Source organism: Psychrobacter sp. 1Y4, assembly GCF_051847555.1.
The window spans coordinates 79,459-103,752 of the sequence record NZ_JBPYDE010000007.1; the positions used below are offsets into that span (position 1 = coordinate 79,459).

Genomic DNA, 24,294 nt, shown 5'->3' on the forward strand with positions numbered 1-24,294 from the left:
GTCTTAATAGAGAATGTGTAATGACAGATACTAAACATCAGCATCTTGATGAGATAAGTAGACAGATAGAAGTGCTATTACATGCGTCAGAAGCGCCGCTCACTGCAAACGCTATCAAGAAACATTTATCTTTATCTGGTAAAGAATTAACGCAGACTTTAGAGCTATTAAAGCTGCGCTTAGACACTGGCGTCCTAAGCTTACACGAGACTGCTAGCGGTTATCGCCTACAAATAGCAGATAACTATAGTGCATTAATACAGCGTGTTTTTCCGCAGCGTCAAGAACGCTTAAGTCAGGCATTACTCGAAACACTAAGTGTCATTGCTTATAAACAACCAGTGACTCGCAGCGACATAGAGTATGTACGTGGTGTGACGCTATCGAGCAACATACTACGGCAGCTGTTTGATAAAGGCTGGATCATTGAGGATGGTTATAAAGAAACATTGGGTCGTCCAGCCTTGCTACATACTACGTCGCAATTCTTAGATGCGTTTGGGCTGACCAATTTAGATGAGTTACCACCAATGCCAGATATAGCAGCTATTGGTGGAATGTCTTGATTTATAATTTGATTAGTGTGGTAGCTGTTATGGTTGAGATGAGATATCTATCTTATTGAATACCGTATTGATTGCTTCGACCGTTTTATCAATTTCGGCCTCAGTAAGCGTCGGGTGTACTAAAAACATCAAACTTGTCTCCCCAAGCTCTTTTGCAACTGGCATTCTAGTTTCAGGACGCAGTCCTGTGCCATCGAACGCTTTTTCTAGATAGACTTCAGAGGCAGTTCCAGAAAAACAGGGGACATCTAGCTGACTGACTTCTTCAATAATACGATCACGTGACCAGCCATCAGGCAGGCTGTCGGTATTTATATAAACATATAACTTATAATAAGCATGCTTAGAATCGGCAAATTCTGGTGTTTCTTCTAGCTTTGGTGCGTGTACATAGCCTTTATTTTCCCACTGAGTGCATGCTTGCAAAATTGCTTGTGCATTAACCGTACGCTTGGCCGTCCAATCTGACATTCTCTCAAGCTGAATACGTCCTATCACTGCCTGCATCTCAGTCATGCGCCAGTTAGTACCAAAGCTTTCATGTAACCAACGATAACCAGGTGGGTGCTCCTTTTCATACACAGCAGCGTAGCTTTTGCCATGGTCTTTATATGACCACATTTTACGCCACAGATCTTCGTCATTAGTAGTGACCATTCCGCCTTCGCCGCCAGTCGTCATAATCTTATCTTGACAAAAGCTCCATGCGCCAACATGCCCGATACTACCGACACTACGACCTTTATAATGTGCGCCATGCGCCTGTGCACAGTCTTCAATGACATATAGATCATGCTCATCTGCAAGCGCCATTATGCCATCCATATCGCATGGCCAACCTGCTAGATGCACGCACACGATGCCTTTGGTTTTGTCCGTTAGAACGGCAGCAATCGTCTCTGGAGTAATATTACCAGTAGACTCATCAACATCTGCAAACACAGGCGTAGCGCCTGCATTAACCACACTAGAAATACTGGCAATAAAGGTACGTGGCGTAACGATAACTTCATCACCTGCACCGATATCTAACGCCTGCAAAGCCACATCCAAAGCTAGAGTACCATTGCCCAATGCGATGGCATACTTACTATCTGCCCACTCAGCGAACTCTTGCTCAAATTGACGACATTCTTGTCCTGTCCAATAGTTTACCTTGTTAGACAATAGTACTTTACTGACTGCATTAGCCTCTTCTTGGGTAAAACTTGGCCACGGTGAAAAAGGGGAATTTAGCATATAGCTTCCTTATTTATTATCGAATTAATGAGTAGTAATACCTCATTTTGTTTTAAACTATTTATTCTTACGGTTTTATTTCATCGTGCGTTATTTTATATAAGTTATAAAATAATACTAACCAAATCTATTTTTTAGAAGTTCAGTTATAACGATACGCCTTAGCCATAAAAGTTTGATAGATATAACTATATTCTATTTTATAACATCATCAAGAAAACTTGCTGGATAATCTATACTATTCTTAAGAGATTCAAAAGAAAAACGATCTTCAAGACTATCAACTTCTTTTTCTAATCTTGAGAATTGGACAAACCAATCTTCGAGATAAAAAATATAGTTAAATATTTTTTTACTCATAGACGCATCTAAACTATTATCATTTAGTAAAAGAATAAGTTCGTCATATATCTTTTTGTTAGCATGAAAAATATGCAAAGCTTGATGATAAGTCAAACCTTTCTGATAAACTTTATAAGCCGCTTCACAGCGTTTTATATTATTGATAAGTGCATTGTGTATAAGAATCATGACGTTTCCAAGTTTTGATATGTAAATAATTTAATAAAATTTTCATATATATTCTATTATCCGAATATAATATAAAATTCTAGTCGTATTCGAATTATATTAAGCAGGTTAGTTATATTCTTTATAAATGTATGAGTTAAATTCTGGTAATTATCATCGGTTTACAAAGTAAATCATCAACTTTATAAATCACTTTATTTCAACTATACAAAAAATAAATAACCAATACTATTACATCAAAGCTCTGTCTGAAAATCCCTATGCATTTTCAATACAGTAAAAACCTTTAAAACTACGTGACACAATCAACCTACTTTATTGTTTTTATACTGTCGATAAGTACGTTGAACAAAGTACGTCAAATGATATAGAGCAGCATAGCTAACACATAATAAAGTAACTCTTTTTAACAAACTCACTGATACCCCTGCCGCAAACCTGTAGGGACTGCTAGTCAAAGATGGATACCAACTTAAAACTGCCTGCATACCCCATATCAGAGTTAAGGTAACCATTAACGCAATGATTATTGCACTCTGCTTTTTAGAAAAGACCAGCCTGACTATGTTGTCTATTCCTAATCTTTCTTTGACCACGTCTTTGTTGTTAATTTGCCAGTTTTTTAGGTGTAACAAGGCAAACCAAAATAATGCCGCTAAACCTACCATTGAACTTAAATACTGTAATAATCTGGCGATACTCGTTCCTTTAAAAGGATAAAAGTATAGAGGGTATTGTAACCAGTCAATATGACGAGCAATAGAGCCATCAGCATGAGTAATACCGTCCCAAACTAGATGGCTGGCTGCGCCTAAGATCAATCCAAATACTACCGGCAAACAAAAAGACTTTACCTTGTGTATGACTCGTTTTTTGATACCTGCAAACGACCAATATCTATCAGCGTAACCAGTAAAATGCCTTACAGTTTTATTATGGCTAGCACTGATGTCCGTATCTTGAATATTAGGAAACTTTGTTCTACGTTTCATCAAAAATGGTTCAACTAGCGCAAAAGCAGCCGGTTTTAGACCCCATTTCCACAATGCAAATATCGACAACCCCCAAGGTAGACAATAAGTAAAGATACCTACCCACTGATGGGAAAGATCACCAGTTGCGCTACTAGCACCGATGTAATAAGGAAAATCTGGCATCATCGTACCGATGAGTAATGCTTCAAAATGAAAACCGCGTATACTACGATTTTTATTCTTACTACGATAAAGTGGCAATGCTGCAGCCATATGCGCTAACGTAAATGCCATATATGTATCCTGTTACCTAACTTTAGCCTGTAAAGCGGACACCAATACTTACTTAACTAAGGCTCTGGCTGGATTCCCAACCATAATGGCGCCTGCTGGAACATCTTTGGTGACCACAGCACCCATACCAATGACCGCGCCCTTGCCGATAACCAAAGGTTTATCTGATGTTCCTTGTTTAATAACCGCTCCAACACCAACATATACATGATCATGTATATGCACATTTCCACTACAGCTCACTCTAGGCGCAAAGGTGACGTAATCCCCAATGATTGAGTCATGCGATACATGACAATACAAATTACCATGGAAAAACTTTCCTATTTTCAGGGTATTTGTCAAACAAGTATGTGGTGAAAGAATACTACCTTCACCTACCTCTATTGATTCAGGATCCAAAATAATAGCTGTAGGTGCATGAATAGAGAGAGTAGGTATACTGTCTTGTTCAATCTTGTCTGCCAATAACTCACGAACTCTACTATCACTGATAGCGATGATTACCGCTTTATTCTTAGAAGGGTCGCTCAAAAATTGCTCATACCTCCACACTTGATGACCCATAAGCGTATTAAGCTTACTAAAATCATCAATAAACACAATACGGAATTTATCCAGCAAAGGATATTGCAACTTCAATAAAGAAACAACTTGCTTCCCATTACCACTTGCACCATATATTCCAATTAATTGCTGCATCTATTTTCCTTATTGCGGATTACCAGTAAATCTGCTCATTGTCACGTTATTATTTGCATTTATGTCTTCTTTGATCAAGCATCAAAAGATCATTTAAGATGCGAAGATAAAATTAGTCGTTTAATCATTGATACTTCTAATAATGTCGAAACTTTCTGCCGTATTTACACCAACATAAGCACCTCTAAGAGCGGCTAGATGTTCTATTGCTTTAATGGATCGCGTATTCGGGAACGCTTTAAGTTGACTAGAAAAGCATTTCATAGCAGTGATTTTAGTTGCAAAATCATTTTCACTTAACACATTGAAGTAACGCGGAATAAAAACAGCCTCTACTGTTGGGTGGCCCCACTCTGTTTCAGATAGTGTCTCATAGGCATAAATGTGCCTAACACTCTGACCTGGTAATGGTCTAGCAGCCACAAGAGAAGCATTATATATAGCACCATGGTCGAGATGTAAATCACCTTTATGAGGTATATACAGAGTGTCTATATTCTTTTCTTTTATCAACGCGTTCAATGTACCAGCGATTTTGTACTGTGGATATTGCTCCAATTGCGGCGCAGGAAAGTCATAAAATAGTGTTTCCTTTATTCCCAATACCTCATGAGATTTCAACGCTTCAGAGCGCACAAACTCTATTCTTTCAGAATTAAAAAGCTCTGGCGCACCAACTGCTGCATTTGTCATTATCGCGACGTATACATTATCCCCTTGGCGTACATGTTTCGCTATTGTGCCACCGCACCCTAAAACCTCATCATCAGCGTGAGGCGCTACTACTAAAACATTTTTCATGACATTTTCCCAATAATCTCTTTTAACTCTGCAATTTGTTTTTTAAGCTCGTATATCTCAAGCTCAACTTTGTAGCCCAACAAACTTCCTACTCTCAGTCTGCTTGAATCATCAAAAGCAATTGTAATCCAAATAAGCCCTTTACCTGTCTGAACCAAGAACTCATCTTTTTGACTCTTCAAGATACGACCTTCAACACCTTTTATTTTTAGATTTTGTTCCACTCTACTAGATTTTACTTCTAGTTTTTTATTACCTGAAAAAGTAAACGCACCAGGATGTGGCTCAGAGGCAGCTTTGATAAGACGGTCTATATCGTACGCTGAGCAGGACCAATCAATCAATCCATCTTCCGGTTTTCTAATGCCAAATTCTGTCGCTAATGAATCGTCTTGTTCAATAGCTATTAATTCACCATTAGCTAGCTGAGGTAATAAAGAATCTAACGCTAGACTCATGGCCTCGTGGATTTTTTCTTTTACACTTTTAGCTGTATCTTCACAAGAAACGTCAAATCCTTCTTGCGCTACAATAGCGCCAGCATCGGCAGCTTCTTCAAGCATAAAAAAGGTAGCTGCTCCTTCTTGCGCTTCATGAACAAGCCAAGCCAAAGGCGCCCGACCTCTTCCTTCAGGTAATTTAGTCGGATGAAAACCTATAGCGCCTAATTCGGGAGCGTGAATGATATCTTTAGACACTAATTGAGAAATACCAACGACAAACAAATAGTCAAGATCTAAAGATTGTATCTCTTCAATATGGTCATTAATTTTAGTAAATGGCGTAAAACTAATTGAATTTTCTAAGCAAAATGGTTCCAGATCACAGTGCCCACTGACAAATTTGGTTATATTTGGTTTATAGCCAAATACTCCGACTACGTCTAATCCATGCTCATGTAGTTTTCGCAAGGTAAGAGCGCTTGATTCCACGCCACCAATCAATCCAACTCTCATTATTTTTTACCCCATTTCTCACCAAACAAAACTATCAACGCTGTTTTAGAAAGAATTTTTAAGTCCAATAGCAGTGATTGTTCTTCGACATACTCTTTATCAAACTCCCAGCGCTCTTTCCAAGTTAAATGAATGTTTCCATTTACTTGTGCCAATCCCGTTAGACCTGGACGAACCAATAAACGTTTTTTCGCACTTTCATTAAACTCTTTTACTAGATTTGGTAAGCAAGGTCTTGGCCCAACCAAAGACATATCGCCTTTAACTACATTAAAAAGCTGTGGCAATTCATCAATCTTTAGTCTACGTATTACCTTACCAACTTTAGTAACCTCAGGGTCATCGTTGAAAGTCTGTTTAATCTCTCTCACTTTGTCCGTCATGGTTCTAAACTTATAGACCGAAAATACTCTACCTTTTTTACCCACTCGTTGCTGTTTAAAAAACAGTGGGCCTTTACTGGTTAATTTTATTAATACCGCCGTTACGATGAGCAGCGGAGATAGTATGACCAATATAAAAATACTTATAAGAAAGTCAAAACAGCGTTTCATAGAAAACCTTATAGCTTAAATATGCGTTTATAGTGTGTTATAAAAATTACTATATTTTTAAATCTTCGTCTCGCAACAATATAATCAGTTTCATGACATTTCTACGTGCGACAATAAACTTATGAGAGGAGTGACTATAGACCCATCTCTTTAAACATTTTGGCATTAACCTTGTGCACATCATATTTTTCTTCAGCTATAGTCCGTGAGCGCTCCCCCATCTCTACAGCTAATTCAGGCTCTTCAATAAAACGAAGCATCGCTTGGGCTAAAGCATCAACATCTTTTACCGGTACTAAAAAACCGTTATCACCATCTACAACAGTTTCACGGCAGCCTGGCGCATCTGTAGTAATCACTGCTCGGCCCATAGACATTGCTTCTAATACTGTACGAGGAGTGCCTTCACGATAAGACGGTAGTACATAGACAGAACTTGCTTCAATAGCTGGTCGTACATCGTCCAGCTTACCTAAGAAGTTAATTGTTCCTTCTGCAATCCATTCGTCCAGCTCAGTTTGTTTAATAGCATGGGGATTGGTATCAAGCCAACCTACCAAATCAAAGTTTATCTCAGGATGAGTTTTTCTGACTTGTTGGGCTGCCTGTGCATATTCACGGACCCCTTTATCCCATAACAATCGAGCAATCATCAAGAATTTTGGCGCAGACTGCTCAGTCAAAGGCACAACGTTAAACTGCGACACATCTACACCTGAACCGTTTACGATACAAGTATCTGCATTCTTAGATACGATTTTTAAATCACGAAACAACATTTCATCATCTGGGTTTTGAAAGAAAACCTTATCGGCTTTAGATAAGGCACGACGATATAATTCATGAATTAATTTTTGTAGTTTAGTGCGTTTTTTTGCTACCTCAACTTGCTGAAAAGCGTAGCCTAACCCTGTAATCAGGGCAAAACGATGAGGTACTTTAGCAAGCCAAGCAGCTAACATGCCGTAAATGACTGGTTTGATGGTATAACTGAGCACATAATCAGGCTTAATCTCTTTCATTAAACGATATAAAGTGCCTAGAGTTTTAGCATCGTTAATAGGATCAGTACCTGTACGTTGCATAGGAATATCATGAACCGCATAACCAAGGGCATCAAGACGCTCAACAACCTTCATATGATCCTGAAGTCCTGGAGCAGCAACATGGACTTCAAACCCTGCATCTTGTAAAGCAGCTAATAGAGCGCCGCGAAAATTAAGTAAGGAAGGTGCATAGCTTGCTATAATTAGAAATCTCATAAATTACTCTATTAAAATGAATTAATGTTCGACAGAAAGTTTTTGAACGTTTGCATTCCTTACTCTATAACCAAGATAAACTAAGAGAACGGTATAAATGAACAAATAATTGAGTAGAAGAAAAGTTGAACTATTAGTAGATAAAGAAAATATCGCTGCAAGTGACATTGTTGTAGCGGCCTTAAATCGAGCCGTATGCTTAGAAGTCATCCAAATTAGAGATAAACAAAATACTGTAAAAATAGATGTTCCAACAATACCAAACTTGATTAGCGTCTCTACTAAACCATTGTGTGTTCCAAGCTCATGTCCATCAATTTCAAATTTAACACCATCAAAACCTAAACCTATAATAGGTTGGCTCTTAAATCTTTCGAGTGCTAGCTGCATGAGTACATCACGCCCATTGTAACCTGTATCTAATAACCTTGAATCAGATGAACTCGCTACATTAGTAAAGTTACCAGATACCCAATCTGCGATCTCAACAGAATAAATAGATAAACCTAGCACAATTGCTATTACTACAAATAAGGAGAAAAAATTACTTCTAGGAAATTTTGCAACAAAAGCATAAGACAATAAGCTTAATACAAATGCCAAAGTTGCACTTCTAGAAGCAGTAATACCTAGGATTAGTAAGACTGTCCCAATACCTAGAAACTTATATCTTTTTTTATCTAAACCCAAAAGTAAAAAGGGTAGTAACATTACAGATAGGTGACTGGTAATATTTGGATTCATGAACAAACCAGGCTTTCGGAAGTCAGACCAATTTGTAAAACTTATAAGAAAAAGCGGTAGTAAAATAAGTAGCGTCTTAGATAATGTTTTATACTGCTCTTTATTATAAAAATTCATCCCTTCAGTCAACGCTATTTGAGATGCAAAGAATAAAAATAACACCATAGCTATAGATTGAAAAATAATCAACACACTACCTTGGAAAATAATGCTCTGAATTACAATAAATAGCACAAGAAAGAGAATAGCAATTAGACTTTTATTCATTATTACTATTTGGTGCTTATATACCACAAGAATATAAAACAAAGTAAAGTGTACAACTACTAAAGGCGCTCTCAAATAAGCAAAGTTCGAAAAACTTATAACAAAAATTATAAGTATTGAAGTCAATACAAATGAGTTTAAACTAATAAAACTAGGAATTTTTATATTCATATTATTCACTACAGTATTGTGTATTGACTTTTCTAATATAAACTGTGGAACTTGTCTATAATTACTTCCATAGAATATTTATCAATAATATTATATTTGTTTTCATGAGCTTTTTTAAGTAATTTATCTTTCGGATAGGTAAGGTATTTTTTTATAGTGTCACTAACTCCAATTGCATCATTACTTAGGGCAATAGACTCCTCATCTAGAAGTACTTTGACATCTCCTACACTAGTTACCACACATGTAGTGTTTGATAATATAGCTTCTCCTACTACATTTGGAAATCCTTCAGTTTTGGAATGTAAACAAAAAATATCCATAGCTTTTAGACATTTAGGTACATCATCCCTCTGACCCAGCAGTCTGAAACTATTTAAAAGGTCATGTTGTTTAATCCAAGAAACTAGCTCTTTATTCTTCGCATCATTATCTCTACCTACTAACATAAACTTCAAATCTGGAAAGTCTTTTATTAATGTGGAAGCAACCTCTACAAAAAGCTTTTGATTTTTGACTGGATTAAACCTACCTACTGATCCAATGACGATATCATCAGAGGACAAGTCAAATTGCTTACGAACATTAAGTCCATCTTCTTCTGTAGAAGAAAATGCCTCCACATCAAAACCGTTAGGAATAACAACCATCTTAGACTTATCGTAACCAATACCTATATGATAGTCTTTTGATACATGAGCCGCACAAACGATAGAATCAGGGACGTAGTGAGACAGTTTTGCACATAACTTACTAAGATAAACTGTTTGCTTGGAAGCACCTTGAGATACATCTGTAGTACGGATACCCCAAATAATATTATCAATACCTACACTCTTTGCAGCTAGACCACCTAAAAAGTCAGCATGATACATCCAGGTCTGTACTACATCAGGTTTAAGTTCTTTAAGTAGTCTCTTAAGTCGCAAGAAAATCTTAGGTACCGATGCTGTAGACTTCATGCCAAGACTATACACCTTTATTCCTTGACTCTGTAAATCTGAACCAATAATACCAATGTCTGTCAAAGAAATAACACTATGTTGAAACTGACCTGTTTTTTGACTGTGCAGTATTAATCGCTTAAGCATCAACTCAGCACCGCCTACATTTAAGCCAATAATTACGTGTGTTATTTTTTTAGTCATTTTTACGTTCCACATAGTGTAAAAAGTTACAAGGAAAATTCTCTTTGCTTAATAATTTTTCTTTATCAGCATAGGTCTAAGAATAAGATAAACCTCGTATACATTCCAGTATTCCTGAAAAAACGGTTAATACTGTAAAAAATTTAACTATTTTTATATGAAAATAATGTTCGAGGTATATTAGCTGTATCTACTTCCTAGGTTCTTATAAAACTTTTAAACTTTCATTTTTAAATTTCATATTTAAAATATTTTGTAAGGATATCGATTCATTACTTTTCATAAAAAAATTTAGGGCATATGCAAAATTTTCCTCAAGATCTTGATTATTCTTCTCTTTAACCCACTCTCCATTTGTACAAACATATCTACTTGGCGCTTTCAGTAAAGTACCCGGCGAAAAATTAGTACCTTGAAACTCTATTAAATGACAACCATCAGGTGATTGAGCAATGTCTAACGAAGCATAAGGATTGTTCATTTCATCAAATATACTCTTCGCATAGTCTAAAGTCTCTTTCGGAGGCTTTACATGCTCAAACAGTCCACTACCACTCGCTCTAAAGTCACCTTCTTTAATATTTCTTTTTAAACTATAGTATCTGTCCCCAAATACTAAAATCTTAAAATCATTCGTTAAGTTAGGTATAAAGTCTTGCTCAACAAATCTATTAAACCCTTTATGCCTGTAGTTGTATATTGAAAACTCTTCAGCTTGTAATTTAATTTTTCGTTGAAATTTTATTACTTTTCTCTTATTCGATACATTGAAATGTTTTTTCTTAATATCTAACAGATCTTTTTCATTCTTTACTAAAAATACACCACTACTACCTGACCCACTTACTGTTTTTAATACCTTTGGTAGTGGCAAGTTACAGTCATCGATATCAAAGAAGTAGTTCCCTTTTAGATTACCAAAACCTAATTCAGTTCTATACAACTCCTGAAATCCTTTATTTTCGTGACTCATAAGTATATCGTAACTTGGTATGATTCTACATTTTTTATTAATGAAATACATGACATCTCTTAGATACAGTCTAATATTTTCCTCATCACTAGAAGTGTAAAAAACTATATCCGTTTCATCAAAGTCAATATGCATCAAATCATTGATAGTTATAATTTCACTATCAAAATTTAAAAGACTTGACACTTTATTGATATCTAGACTCTGCCAGCTTTGACCAGTACTACCAAAAAATCCATTAGGTAGTGTGGCGATATATACCTTCATAATCCTAAGCCCCTATAATTAACATTTTTATTTTTATCTAAAAATAATATGACCTTAACTATAAAATTACGTTCTTTAGCTACTGATTGTAAATTTATTGTCATTATTAGATGAAGCATTGATAAAAATAGATCATCTTCTAGACTTAATTAGATCATTGATGATTTCATCAGTATATTCACCTAAGAATGATTCCCCTGCGTTTTGTGGAATTCTTATAGTTTGACCAAACAGATTTATCTCTATGCATCGCCATCTATCAGTAGAGTCTAGAGCCATATCCAGACTGATTATACGAGCACCTATAACAGATCTGGCAATGCTTTTACTGGCTTCAACCAAATCTTCATATAGTGGTAAGCTCTTTCCTTCAAACACAAAACCTGAATTGGGATGACTTAAATATTTTTTTTCATCTATATCGGTTGCATACTCATTCAGCATTCCATTGAGTTTTATACTACAGACTATTCCACCATCAGATACGTTATCCAAGCTTCCATCTTTTCCTATACGTATACCGGAATTGAGCATATGTACTACATTATCTTTATCTTTATCTTTATATAAGCTTACACGAACAGTATTTATACTATCCTTATTAAAAGCATTTATTAGTTCAGACTGTTCTATCTTTTCTTGGACTACTAAGTTCGGATGTTGTTTTATAATTTCTTTGATATCTTCTTTGCTATTAACAAAGTAAACATCCTTACCACCATAACTGTCTTTATTGGGTTTAATCACAATGGGAAAGTCATTACTGTCAACTTCTTTATCAATAAATGCTTCAATATCGTCTATAGCTTCAAATTCATACGTATAATAACTACCATCTAACTTATGAAAGAAGTCTTTTGGGAAAATACCTCTACCAAACCATTTGTTATATACGCTTTTGTGCGCTAGAAACTCAACATTTCTTTCATTGTTTAAGAATCTTTCAATATATAAGCTATAAAACTCCTCAGGAATAATACGCTTATTAAAAGAGCCCGATAACGATTTTGATATCTCTACTGTCTTGAAGCTAATAACTGGGGATACAGCTTTCCAATAATTACGGTATTCTGTCTTTTCATCTTTTGTTAGACTTACTTTTTGGAAGCCGGGAGAGTTATATATTGACTTATGAAGCTTATGGAATGCAGAATACGCTGACAAAAATTTCCAGCTCCCAACAACTTTATTTTTTACAATTTTTTTAGCTTGCATGCTTTACGCCCTCGTTTATTTTTTTGAAATAGTAGTAGGATCCAGACCCTAAAATTAATTGACCTATAAATATATTAGTAGCTCCCCCTAATAGTCCAAACTTATAAATAAGCGGGAAGGATAATATAAATCCTATGGTTGATGCTATTATTGTAATTCTCATTACTATCTTATCGTAACCTCTTGAGATTAGATAGTTAGTAGAGTAAACACTGTAGAAAACAATAGCTAAAAATCCAGCAATAAGAATATAAAAGACTTCTGAGTCAAAACTATACTTTATACCAATAATATCAAAAATATACTGATGTACTACTAATAAGAAAACTGAAATAGCTGCTATCAAAATTAAATAATACTTGCTAAAAATATCAAACTTTTCTTTATACCTAATTAAGTATGGAAAAGCCACACCTGATACCACAGAATTAAAGACAGTCAATAACTGTACAACTTGTCTTGTAGCACCAAAATAACCTGCAGATGCCTTACCCAGTATCATTCCAACAAGAAAATTGGTTGTATTATTAAAAAGATTTGGAACGAATTGGTTTATAAATAATGGAAAACCAATCTTTAATGTTTTTTTAACTCTTTTAATACCCACAAAAATCAGCTTTAAATTGAATTTACTTATTATTATATAATGTGAAATAAATGACACTATAATATAGCTTATCCCTAATAAAAATGGGTATATCCAATAGTCTTGTGGAGCTTTTATCAATATAAAAACGCCTATAGTAAATGAAAGCTTAACTATAAGATTTAAAACCGTTATATAACCCATTCTTTCAACACCCCGAAAAAACCACTCAGGGAATAAGGTTTGGCCTATAAGCATCAAACACATTAATAGATATACGAGTAAATCCTCTCTAAACTGTGGTACAAGCAAAATTATCGGTACTAATACAGCTAAAGAGAATAACAGTAAGTACATTTTAGTAATGATTGTTTTACTGTAAATAAAACTTAGTTGTCTCTTATTGGCTCGATGCCTTGCAATTTCTCGTGTCGCTGACAGATTAAAACCATAGTCTGTTACTGCTTGAAAATAAGCCATCAATGACAGTGCTAATACGATCGCCCCATATTGCTGTATCCCTAGCACCTTAATCAAATAAGGCAAAGTAACGAAAGGTAATACAGCATTAACAAGCTTTAAAACTGCTAGTGAAAAAAAGTTTTTTAGCAATTGGCTAGTATCTTTATTACGTAGCATGGTGCGAACTTTACTAATCATAAAACTCAACTATTAATTTGCTAACGACTTAACGTACCAAGGCATTGCTTTATCGATACCTTGACTAATATCAAACTGAGGCTTATACCCTAATAAGTTTTTTGCTTTAGTCACATCTGCTTGAGAATGTCTTACATCACCCTCCCTAAAGTCTCGATATACAGGCTCTTTATCATACTTCACATCATTTTCTGCTAATGCTGACTTAATCGAGTTAAACAAATCATTTAACGTCGTTCTATCACCTACTGCTACGTTGTAGACTTGATCCTTGGCTTCGGGATTGGTAGATGTTGCTGCTAATATGTTCGCTTGCACGGTATTGTCGATATAACAAAAATCACGACTAGTCTCGCCATCGCCATTAATATAGACGTCATCATTAGCGATCATAGCAGCTGTCCACTTTGGGATCACCGCAGCGTAAGCACCGTCTGGATCTTGGCGTCTGCCAAATACATTAAAATAGCGCAAACCGACAGAGTTAAATCCATAACTGCGTGCAAATACTTCTGCATACAACTCATTGACATACTTGGTCACAGCGTATGGAGACAATGGCTTACCGATAGCGTCTTCTACTTTAGGTAATGCAGGATGATCGCCATAGGTTGAGCTGCTTGCTGCGTAAGTAAAGCTCGAAACTTCTGCATCACGTGCCGCTACTAACATATTCAAAAACCCTGAGATGTTAGTCTCATTAGTGGCAATAGGGTCTGCCAAAGAGCGAGGAACAGAGCCTAGCGCAGCTTGATGCAATACGTAGTCCACACCTTCACAAGCCTTATGACAGTCATCTACTTTTCTGATATCGCCTTCAATAAAGCGAAAACGTTGCCATTGCTCTGCAGATACTAATGACTGTACTTCATCTAAGTTTTTTTGATGGCCTGTCGCAAAATTATCCAAACCTATTACAGTTTGGTTCAGCTTTAATAAGGTCTCAAGTAAGTTTGAGCCGATAAAACCTGCCACGCCAGTAATTAGCCATTGCTTTGGATTATTGGCCAGTGTTTGTGTTGTTTGTTCATATTGCGTCATGGTACTTCCTTATTATCTATATATCTTGTATTTACAGGCGAATATCAGTTTCATCTTTTGCAAATACGTATTTTAAATCATAAAGTACATGTTTTTCTTTACCTAACTTTCTGATACTGCTAACACCCATTTCAGTAAACTCTGAGTGAGCAACTGCTAGAATAATGCCGTCATAATTTTCTGCTTGAGGCTCGCTGATTGGTGTGATGCCATATTCACGCTGAGCTTCTTCCTTATCTACCCAAGGATCATAAATGTCGACTTCGATGTTATATTCTTTTAACTCATGGACAATATCGATAACTTTGGTATTACGTACGTCAGGACAGTTTTCTTTAAAACTTAGTCCAAGTATGAGCACCTTTGCCCCTTCTACTTGAATACGCTTTTTGATCATATTTTTGATGAGCTGAGTCGTAACATACTCTCCCATACCATCGTTAAGACGACGACCGGCCAAAATGATCTCAGGGTTATAACCGATAGCCTGTGCTTTATGCGTCAAATAGTAAGGATCGACACCGATACAATGCCCACCAACTAGACCTGGACGGAACGGTAAAAAGTTCCATTTAGTACCTGCTGCGGTAAGTACTGCTTCGGTATCGATATCCATCTTGTTAAAGATAACGGCTAATTCGTTAATCAGAGCAATATTCACGTCTCTTTGAGTATTTTCGATAACCTTTGCTGCTTCTGCAACCTTGATGCTCGCAGCTTTATGCGTACCAGCAATGATAATTAGGTTATATACATCGTCGACGAAGTCTGCTATTTCAGGCGTAGAGCCTGCAGTGACTTTTAGAATATTGACTACTCTATGCTCTTTGTCACCTGGGTTAATACGTTCAGGACTATAACCTGCATAGAAGTCTTGGTTAAATACCAATCCAGACACCTCTTCAAGTACAGGGATACATACTTCTTCTGTTGCCCCTGGATAAACGGTAGACTCATAGACAACGATATCGTCTTTTTTGATAATGCCACCTATTGCTGTTGAGGCTTTAATTAAAGGTGTCAAATCAGGCTGCTTAAAATCATCGATCGGTGTCGGTACCGTGACGATAAAAAAGTTGCAGTCTTTGAGTGCTTGAATATCTGAGGTATAACTCAGATGCGTGGCTTGAGATAACTCTTCGTCACTCACCTCTAAGGTATGATCTGTACCTGATTGCAAGTCAGCAATACGATTTGCGTTGATATCAAAGCCTATAACAGGGACTTTTTTGCCAAATTCAACTGCCAGCGGTAGACCCACATAACCTAGGCCAATAACTGCTATCTTTATATCTTCTATGTTTCTCATAACGTTCCTTACTAGATAAGTTTATAAAATAGTTTTGATCATTTAGCGTAATGGTTGTTTTATTTGAGAAGGTTTACGAAGGCGCTGAACCTTCATGATAGCCTTCTACAAAATATTTGAACTCTTCTTTTAGCCATTCCACATCATGTGGCTGCGATCTACGGGTTAATTGAGACAGCATATTTTCGATATCCATTAGCGGGAAGCTTTGCTCCATCGCCTGTCTAATCAAGGGATGCTGCGTAGGCTCTACATTGTCATCACCGATGATAAGCTCTTCGTAGAGTTTTTCTCCAGGTCTGAGTCCGCTGACAACAATTTCCATATCTCCATCTGGGTTATTTTTATCTTTAAGCTTACAACCTGTTAGATAAATCATACGTTTAGCAAGATCTACGATTTTGACAGGCTCTCCCATATCTAATACGAATACTTCACCACCTGTCGCCATCGCGCCCGCTTGAATCACCAAACTTGCCGCTTCAGGAATGGTCATAAAGTAACGAGTTACATCTGGGTGAGTCACTGTAATCGGACCGCCCTGCTCAATTTGTTTGGTAAATAATGGAATTACCGACCCTGAAGAACCAAGTACATTTCCAAAACGCACCATACTAAAGCAGGTTTTACTATTAACTTGACTCAACCCTTGGCACACAAGCTCAGCCAGGCGTTTAGACGCTCCCATAATATTAGTAGGTCTTACAGCTTTATCAGTAGAGATAAGCACAAAAGTCTCAACTTTGGCTTGCAATGCTGCATAAGCGCAGTGATAAGTCCCTTTAGAATTATTGATGACACCTTCAAAAGGATTGTGCTCAACAATAGGTACGTGCTTATATGCAGCAGCGTGATATACCGTATGAATCTTGTACTTTTTAAAGACTCTAATAAGTTTGTCTTCATTGGTCACATTGCCAATCATGGCAATGATTTGAATATCACTATAATCAGAGTTGAGCATTTGCTGGTTTTTAAGCTCTTGATGAATACTATATAAAGCATATTCAGACAATTCATAAAGAATGAGACACTGAGGCTTGTTTTTAATTATTTGCCGGCATAGCTCGCTGCCAATAGAGCCTCCAGCACCAGTAACCAATATATTTTTACCTGATATATTTTTGCTTAATAAAACAGCGTCAGGCTCAACGGTTTGTCTGTCTAGTACATCCAAGATATCAACAGGACGCATGGTGCTTACGGTCACTTGTCCAGCAGCAATCTCATGTAAGCTTGGCAGCTGTTTAATCTTGACCGATACTTCTGCAAACTCTTCGATGATCTGTCTGCGGCGAGCGCGGCTGATAGATGGCATGGCCAAAAATACTTGTGAGACCTCTAGTTTATCTACCAACTCTACGGTTTCAGCAGCGTCATGTATTCTCTTGCCTAATAAGTAACCACCAGCCAGCTGTTGGTTGTCATCGACAAAAGCAACTGTACGGTATTTGTTTGAGCGCTCTAACGCATCGAACAGTTCTCTACCTGCTGCACCTGCTCCATATATAATGACGTTCTCTTGAATTTCTTTATCACTAAGACGGTTATGCTGACCACCATTACTACGCTCTAAAAACTCACGTATACTTAAGCGACTGCCCCACAACCAAACAAAGAATAAGAATAGATACAAGATAGGTACTGAGCGCGGTATATCAGTCAAGATATCGAAAAAATTCATCACTTCATACGCAATGATCAGTACTATAAATAGCTGTAATACGTTACGCATGACTCTATCAGAGAAGATACGAGCAACGCCCCTATAAAAGCCTATGAAGTAAAGCCCAATAACAGGAGGTAAGGCATATAAAAACAGTGCCAAAGGACTCAAATGGTTAGCAACGTCGCCATACCGTAAAGCTAAGGCAAAAAATAGACAGACCATTGACATCACAATATCTGTGGTCAGAAAGACCCCACGCTTTGCGACACGTGGCATCTCTAACAATCGCTGGGCAGTATTGTATAACCGATTACCAGTGTTGTTGTTTGCAGAATACGTTTTATTAAGCTCTGGCTTCATAGACATAAGACTCAACTGGTTGTGTTAGCGCAATTATTGGGCATTGCCGTAAGTGTAAGTGTAATGATAACTATTCTTACTCAAGATACCTTGCTGCAGGTCATTGATGATGATGCCGTCCACCTCAATATTTGCTTTATTCATCTGCTTGACAGCATAGTTCAACTGACCTTCTGATGAATCGTTATGACGTGTGACCATAACCACTTGATCAGCGTATTTAGAAAGTAGGACGGCATCCGTGGCTGCAAGCACAGGCGGCGTGTCAATAATGATGTAATCGTAATGAGCCGCCAGCTCGTTCATCAAACCACTAAACTTTTCACTGGCTAACATAGACGATGGATTACGGGCATTGTGACCACGTGAAATAAAATCAAGATTGTCTATATTGGTAGGATGAGTGATACTCACCGCTGTACTTTGCTCTTCTTTGAAGTAGTCCGTAAGACCCATATCTTGTTCCATATTGAACACGTTATGAAGACTACCAAGACGCATGTCTGCATCTATGACCAAAACCTTTTTATCCAATTGAGCAAAGACTTCTGCCAAATTTGCGACGATAAAAGACTTACCAACGTTTGGACTCTCGCCTGTGACAACAATGATACGGCTGCGCTGATTGGTCTTGGCAACGCTTGGCATACCAAACATTAAATAGGTTCTTAAACTTTTTATGGCTTCATAAGTTGCACTATTGTGATCAGAGTAAGACAACAATTTATTGGTTACGCGTTTATTCTTACCCAGACGTTTTAGTGCTTTTGAGCGCGGAACGGTTGCTATCACTGGAACACCAGTATTAGACTCAACCGTTTCAGGATCCCGAACCACATTACGCATTGCACTTCTTAGTAGCACTATCAAGGCACCTATTAACGCGCCTAACACGGTAGTTAATAAAATTACCAACTTATCTTTTGGTGCGATAGGGTTATAAGTGCTAACAGGTAGGTCAACAATACGTGCATAACCAATTTGACCTGCTTTGACGATTTTTAGTTGCTCATAGTTTGTGAGCATAGTGAGATAAATCTCTCTGTTAATATCGACATCTTCTGATAACTTCAAAAACTCTCTTTGAATCTCAGGCAAGCCTGCAACAGTATTGTTGATCTCTTGCTTTCTATTATTTAATACTCTTAATTGGTCATTAATCTGGACAACCAATGGATGCTCATCAGTGTAATAAGTAGATAGTTCGGCTTGTTGCAGCTTTAGATCACTCAACTGACCATCGATTCGAGATTCCTCAGCTAACAATAGCTGGGCTTCTTGAGCGACATCGATAGTGCCGTATCTTTTACGAAACTCGTTAAACGCTGCCTCAGACTCTTCAAGCTTTTGCTTTAGGACAGGGATTTGTGTTTCCATAAAATCAAGCGTTTTAGTAGTTTCTTCAGAGCTACGAGCCTTGTTTTGATTAACATAAGACATCACGATTTCATTTAAAATCAAGGTCGTTTGTTGCTGGTCTGGACCAGTCATAGACAACTGAATAAGACCAGTCATATTGCCTGTTTCTTCGACTGTCAAATTACCGTTTATGGCATCAGTTGTAATTTTTAGCGACTGCTTAGTAATATCAATAGACTGACCATTAGTCGGTAGATCTTCTACCGTAATGTCAATTGAGCCTCTTGTTCCTTTGAATTGATGAGGTTGATTAAATTGGCCTTTAAAAGTATCAGCGCCTCTACTTAACACAAAACCAGTATCTGATCGGCTCAGAGTGAAACTTTGATCTAGGTATTCTTCTGATACATCAAACTGACTAACTCTTACTTCGCCAGTTTCAGTCTGTAGTGATACTCCTTCTTCAGAGTGGACAGGCGTGTCAATTCGATCTTCTACTATTCTGTCTATCGCGTTAATCTCAGGATTTTTTAGACGAATCTGTAAATGCAATGAATCAACGACTGGTTTTAATACCATCCGTGACTTTATTAATTCGGCTTCCTCTTGAGACTGACTGCTGCCAGAACCCACCAAGTTAGAGATGTTTTCACCCAATGCTGAGACACCTTGCGGATTGGCATCAATTTGCACCAAGGCATCTGATTGGAACGTCGGATTGACGTAGCGGGTATATATTATTCCTGCTATCAGCCCCAATAAGGTGAAAAAAAGCAAAATTTTCCAACCACGTAACAACGACCCAAGTAGGCTTGAGAGATCGATTTCTTTGTTATCTCGATCATTGCCAGATGTTGATAATTTCTGTGAGTCTGTTTTCATATTCATATCCGCTACTTAAATGATTTTTTCATTCCATTGCTCGAGACTATCAATAATATTGCTCTTAGCAACCTCAAACACCGATGTAGGTAACCCATAAGGGTCTTCAATATCTTTACCAATCCAATGGCCAATTCGAAACGTTTTGCCTCGGCAATGTGGCCACCTATCTTCAATCCACTTGGTTTGACTGATTGACATCGTCAAAATCAAATCTGCCTGTCTTACTAAATCTTCACTAATCTGTTTGGCAATATGTGAGTCAATATTTGTATCGTCAGTGGCCATTACTTCAATCGCTTTAGCGTCAGCAGGATAACCGACCAATGCTGACACGCCAGCAGAATCAATACGCTTTTGCGGATAGCGCTTGGCTAACATCGCAGCTGCCATCGGACTACGGCATATATTGCCTACGCAAACGACTAAAATATTATCAAATGCCATAATCAACGCTTTTATCTAAAAATCTGAAATTAGGCTTGCCGCAGAAGTCGATGGTAATAAGGCACTGATCACACGGTTCCAGCGAGTAAGACCGGTTGGATCGACATAAACGATGTCGTTAGGCTGCATCTCAAAACGATTGGCCAAAGCAAAACTTGTAATGGTCTGCATATCGACATAATAAATATTAGTATATTGCGCTTGTTTATTATCACGAACGATATATATCTTGGCAGCATCGGCAGTACTAGCGTTGAGTCCTCTTGACTCTCCCAATACACTAGATAAGCTCAAACCTTGTTCAAGAATTGGGATAGGCTCGATTTGTCCAAACTCTCCCAAAACAAGCACCCTATTACGGCTTTGGCTGTTGACATGGATAGAGTCACCATCTTGTAAGTATATTTGGTTGGCTGATGAACCCATTTCACGTAGTGACTGTAGACCTAGCTCGTAGCTCTTCCCATTGCGATTCAATATAATATTGTTTGAGTCGCCAGTTTCAGTTGCTCCGCCCGCCATAGATATCGCTCCATAAAGCGTTACCGGCGCATCTTCAATATTAAATTCACCAGGTTGTCTGACTGCACCATCAATAAAGAACTTATTACCACGATAGTTAATAACCTTTACTTGTGGGTCTGCATACTTAAGATACTTTTGTAATCTTGCGCTTAAGATGTTCGTAAATTGCGGTACACTCAAACCACTTGCTTTGATTCGACCTATCATAGGGAACTGAATAAAGCCTTGTTGATCAACAGGAAAACCTGACGCATAAGGATTAGAGCTTCCAGCGGATGATGAAGATGAGATATCTGGATAACCAACAAGCTCGATACTTAAGATATCCCCATCCGCGATACGATAATTCATTGGATTAGAAGATTGAATCAAACGAGTCACATCATCATTGCGTACAGCAACTTGCTTGGGTGGTAGGGTAGCTAGGTTTAACGGCTGAACATTAAATCGAATACCGTTCTCTGCTACAAAAGTACCATTAGGTGGTAAATCTCCAGATTGCAAACCTGCGTTGATGGTGGTCGCGCAACCAGTAAGAAATACAACAGTCGACAAACATAATGCGTTCAACAACTTTTTTGAGGAATTTTGCGTAGGGATAAAATGCTTATTGACCATGATGTCTACTCAACCTTATATCCTTCAAAACGAGTATATTTGTTACATATATTCGTAAAAACGGATTAAAAAAATACATGTATTCGAAATAGCGAATTAATTAACGATGAATATACACTTAAATTAAATACAACGCAATATTCTATAAACTTTTGTAATGGAAGAATACTCACTTAATGTGGGATTCTCGACATTAAAGGTTTCTTTTCTTACAACTCATATAATAACAACCGACATAACTTAAGAGAAATAGAAATATCTATTAATAGCATGAACGGTGTTAATAACACTTTTAACGGTTCAAACAACAGAAAATAACCTGTAAAATCTCACCAGTAAAATATGAACGCGACATTTAAGGTATGAATGATTATTAACATCTAGCGTCTCTTGATAACCTGAGACATACAAAAATGCCTAAAAAATGAGGAATAAAGCAATTTATGCGCTAAATGTTTTAAAATAGCGTAGAATACACGTTAAAACTCACTCAATGATGTTGATACATTGCGAAATGTAACTTAACCGACTCAAGGACACGATTATGAAAGATGAAAAACTGCAAAAAGCCCTCGCCCGTATGGGACTTGGCTCACGTCGTCAGATGGAAGAAGTCATTAAATCAGGACGAGTAACTGTCAACAATGGACCAGCAACGATTGGCGATCGCGTTGAGCAAGGTGATGAGATTCGCGTTGATGGTCGTCAAATAAAATACACGGCCGAAAACGAGAAGCGTCGCCGTGTGATCGCTTATTACAAGCCTGAAGGGGAAGTCTGCTCCGCTAAAGATCCAGAAGGTCGTCCAACGGTTTTTGAACGCTTACCAAAGCTAACTCATGACCGTTGGGTAATGGTTGGTCGTCTCGATATCAATTCTACTGGGTTGTTGCTGTTTACCAATGATGGTGAAATGGCACACCGTTTGATGCATCCATCTAACGAAATTACTCGCGAATATGCGGTACGTGTACTTGGCGAAGTGACCTCTGAGATTGCGCGCACTCTTACCGCTGGGGTCATGTTAGAAGACGGTATGGCACAATTTGAAGACATTAAAGAAGGTGGCGGTGAGGGTGTCAATAAATGGTATCACGTTAAGCTAAAAGAAGGGCGTAACCGTGAAGTACGTCGTCTGTTTGAGTCGCAAGGTCTCAAGGTCAGTCGTCTACTACGTACCCGCTACGGTACGATCTCATTACCAAAAGAGTTACGTACTGGACGTTTTTTAGAATTGGATAAAAAAGACATTAATACGTTAACGGATCTAGTAAGTTTACGTCCACGTTATGGTACGGGTCTGCATGGCGCGGCCAAAGAAAAGCAAGAACGCATCAAAAACAAACCACTAAAAGCGCGTCGTAGTGATAATCGCAATGACAGTCGCAGTAACAGCACAAAACCTAAGAGTAGTGCTAGCCCTGCAAGTCGTGGAACGCGTAATACTCGAGATCGTAGTGATAAGCGTTGATTAAAATGCTATTTAAGTCTTTGCTCTATAAAGCTTTAAAAGTTTAGCGCAACTTAGCAAAAAGCTGCCAATGAGACATGATCATTGGCAGCTTTTTTATACAGCTTTTGCAATAATAGTATTAACGCATAAGTTAGCTGTCGTGATTATCGATATAATTTTTCATAACTTGTAGCTCTTGTAAGTGCTGCGTCTGCGTTTGTACTAACAACCCATCTAAGCGCTGTTCAATATTGTCCAATACCTGTTGTGATAATTCATCGGCTTCGATATTTTTTTGATCCTCTATCTGATTGACAGTTGTATGAACACTCGCTAGATGGTAACGACTGGCCAGCATTTCAGGCAAGCGATTATGCAGCATTTTGTCTACTATAAACTGCTGCTCTGTCACCACTGATGTTTTATTTTGACCTGATAACGCTTTTTGGTACTCATAGTAGCTATTTACTTTTTCATCGATACGTTGCAACTGGCGTAACTGATGATCGGGCAAAACCTGTAAGTGTTTTTTATTTAAGTTTAGCTGTTGCCAATTTATCGTAGATAATGATAGTGGTGCATGACGATCATGATATTTGAGCACGCCTGGCGTAATGCCGACTGCTTTATGAAACGCTTGCCAGCCTTTTTTACCCAAATAAATAGTAGTAATCGTGGTCACAATACCAACACCTATCAGCACACTCATATACTCTTACTC

The 24,294-nt window shown here is 37.6% G+C and carries 22 protein-coding genes; 2 read left to right on the plus strand and 20 right to left on the minus strand.

Features of this window, described 5'->3' with window-relative positions; genetic code table 11:
• Positions 1-20 precede the first annotated feature (20 nt).
• A complete protein-coding gene (scpB, locus tag ACS8FC_RS07765; RefSeq protein ID WP_439261173.1) occupies positions 21-566 on the plus strand; it encodes an SMC-Scp complex subunit ScpB in 546 nt (181 codons plus the stop codon).
• Positions 567-593: 27 nt separating this feature from the next.
• Here the strand turns inward: scpB and ACS8FC_RS07770 are convergent, their stop codons facing one another.
• The 19 genes from ACS8FC_RS07770 to ACS8FC_RS07860 all read right to left on the minus strand — a co-directional run bounded on the left by ACS8FC_RS07770 (position 594) and on the right by ACS8FC_RS07860 (position 22,057).
• Positions 594-1,805, minus strand: coding sequence for a DegT/DnrJ/EryC1/StrS family aminotransferase (locus tag ACS8FC_RS07770; protein ID WP_439296375.1), 1,212 nt, complete (start codon positions 1,803-1,805; stop codon positions 594-596).
• A 195-nt stretch (positions 1,806-2,000) separates the two neighbouring features.
• The gene (locus tag ACS8FC_RS07775) at positions 2,001-2,336 is read right to left on the minus strand and encodes a hypothetical protein (RefSeq protein ID WP_439296376.1); all 336 of its coding nucleotides are present in this window, start codon (positions 2,334-2,336) and stop codon (positions 2,001-2,003) included.
• A gap of 305 nt (positions 2,337-2,641) precedes the next feature.
• Entirely contained in the window at positions 2,642-3,604 is a 963-nt protein-coding gene (locus ACS8FC_RS07780) for a DUF4184 family protein (RefSeq protein WP_439296377.1), read from the minus strand.
• A gap of 48 nt (positions 3,605-3,652) precedes the next feature.
• On the minus strand, positions 3,653-4,306 hold the full coding sequence (locus ACS8FC_RS07785; protein ID WP_439296378.1) for an acetyltransferase: 654 nt from the start codon (positions 4,304-4,306) through the stop codon (positions 3,653-3,655).
• Positions 4,307-4,426: 120 nt separating this feature from the next.
• Positions 4,427-5,107 (minus strand): PIG-L deacetylase family protein, encoded by a 681-nt coding sequence (locus ACS8FC_RS07790; RefSeq protein ID WP_439296379.1) that lies wholly within the window; start codon positions 5,105-5,107, stop codon positions 4,427-4,429.
• The gene (locus tag ACS8FC_RS07795) at positions 5,104-6,051 is read right to left on the minus strand and encodes a methionyl-tRNA formyltransferase (protein WP_439296380.1); all 948 of its coding nucleotides are present in this window, start codon (positions 6,049-6,051) and stop codon (positions 5,104-5,106) included. Before ACS8FC_RS07795 ends, ACS8FC_RS07790 begins: the two co-directional genes overlap by 4 nt.
• Positions 6,052-6,062: 11 nt before the next feature.
• On the minus strand, positions 6,063-6,617 hold the full coding sequence (locus ACS8FC_RS07800) for a sugar transferase (protein WP_439296381.1): 555 nt from the start codon (positions 6,615-6,617) through the stop codon (positions 6,063-6,065).
• A gap of 134 nt (positions 6,618-6,751) precedes the next feature.
• On the minus strand, positions 6,752-7,879 hold the full coding sequence (locus tag ACS8FC_RS07805) for a glycosyltransferase family 4 protein (protein WP_439296382.1): 1,128 nt from the start codon (positions 7,877-7,879) through the stop codon (positions 6,752-6,754).
• Positions 7,880-7,900: 21 nt separating this feature from the next.
• Positions 7,901-8,890 (minus strand): O-antigen ligase family protein, encoded by a 990-nt coding sequence (locus ACS8FC_RS07810; protein ID WP_439296383.1) that lies wholly within the window; start codon positions 8,888-8,890, stop codon positions 7,901-7,903.
• A gap of 203 nt (positions 8,891-9,093) precedes the next feature.
• Positions 9,094-10,209 (minus strand): glycosyltransferase, encoded by a 1,116-nt coding sequence (locus ACS8FC_RS07815; protein ID WP_439296384.1) that lies wholly within the window; start codon positions 10,207-10,209, stop codon positions 9,094-9,096.
• A 205-nt stretch (positions 10,210-10,414) separates the two neighbouring features.
• Positions 10,415-11,449 (minus strand): ATP-grasp domain-containing protein, encoded by a 1,035-nt coding sequence (locus ACS8FC_RS07820; protein WP_439296385.1) that lies wholly within the window; start codon positions 11,447-11,449, stop codon positions 10,415-10,417.
• Between the two features lie 132 nt (positions 11,450-11,581).
• Positions 11,582-12,664 carry a sugar-transfer associated ATP-grasp domain-containing protein gene (locus ACS8FC_RS07825; protein WP_439296386.1) on the minus strand — a complete coding sequence of 361 codons (1,083 nt, stop codon included), beginning with the start codon at positions 12,662-12,664 and terminating at the stop codon, positions 11,582-11,584.
• Positions 12,654-13,910 carry a flippase gene (locus ACS8FC_RS07830; protein ID WP_439296387.1) on the minus strand — a complete coding sequence of 419 codons (1,257 nt, stop codon included), beginning with the start codon at positions 13,908-13,910 and terminating at the stop codon, positions 12,654-12,656. The genes ACS8FC_RS07825 and ACS8FC_RS07830 overlap by 11 nt, the downstream gene beginning before the upstream one ends.
• Before the next feature lie 12 nt (positions 13,911-13,922).
• Positions 13,923-14,951, minus strand: coding sequence for an NAD-dependent epimerase/dehydratase family protein (locus ACS8FC_RS07835; RefSeq protein WP_439296388.1), 1,029 nt, complete (start codon positions 14,949-14,951; stop codon positions 13,923-13,925).
• A gap of 31 nt (positions 14,952-14,982) precedes the next feature.
• The gene (tviB, locus tag ACS8FC_RS07840) at positions 14,983-16,260 is read right to left on the minus strand and encodes a Vi polysaccharide biosynthesis UDP-N-acetylglucosamine C-6 dehydrogenase TviB (protein ID WP_439296389.1); all 1,278 of its coding nucleotides are present in this window, start codon (positions 16,258-16,260) and stop codon (positions 14,983-14,985) included.
• Positions 16,261-16,333: 73 nt separating this feature from the next.
• Positions 16,334-18,295 (minus strand): polysaccharide biosynthesis protein, encoded by a 1,962-nt coding sequence (locus tag ACS8FC_RS07845; RefSeq protein ID WP_439296390.1) that lies wholly within the window; start codon positions 18,293-18,295, stop codon positions 16,334-16,336.
• Between the two features lie 27 nt (positions 18,296-18,322).
• Positions 18,323-20,530, minus strand: coding sequence for a polysaccharide biosynthesis tyrosine autokinase (locus ACS8FC_RS07850; RefSeq protein ID WP_439296391.1), 2,208 nt, complete (start codon positions 20,528-20,530; stop codon positions 18,323-18,325).
• Positions 20,531-20,545: 15 nt separating this feature from the next.
• Positions 20,546-20,977 (minus strand): low molecular weight protein-tyrosine-phosphatase, encoded by a 432-nt coding sequence (locus tag ACS8FC_RS07855; protein WP_439296392.1) that lies wholly within the window; start codon positions 20,975-20,977, stop codon positions 20,546-20,548.
• 15 nt (positions 20,978-20,992) lie between these two features.
• Positions 20,993-22,057 carry a polysaccharide biosynthesis/export family protein gene (locus ACS8FC_RS07860; protein ID WP_439261194.1) on the minus strand — a complete coding sequence of 355 codons (1,065 nt, stop codon included), beginning with the start codon at positions 22,055-22,057 and terminating at the stop codon, positions 20,993-20,995.
• Positions 22,058-22,664: 607 nt separating this feature from the next.
• On the opposite strand from ACS8FC_RS07860, the gene rluB reads away from it, so the two are divergent.
• A complete protein-coding gene (rluB, locus tag ACS8FC_RS07865; protein ID WP_439261196.1) occupies positions 22,665-23,591 on the plus strand; it encodes a 23S rRNA pseudouridine(2605) synthase RluB in 927 nt (308 codons plus the stop codon).
• Between the two features lie 133 nt (positions 23,592-23,724).
• On the opposite strand, the gene ACS8FC_RS07870 is transcribed toward rluB, so the two are convergent.
• Positions 23,725-24,282, minus strand: coding sequence for a hypothetical protein (locus ACS8FC_RS07870; RefSeq protein WP_439261197.1), 558 nt, complete (start codon positions 24,280-24,282; stop codon positions 23,725-23,727).
• Positions 24,283-24,294 lie beyond the last annotated feature (12 nt).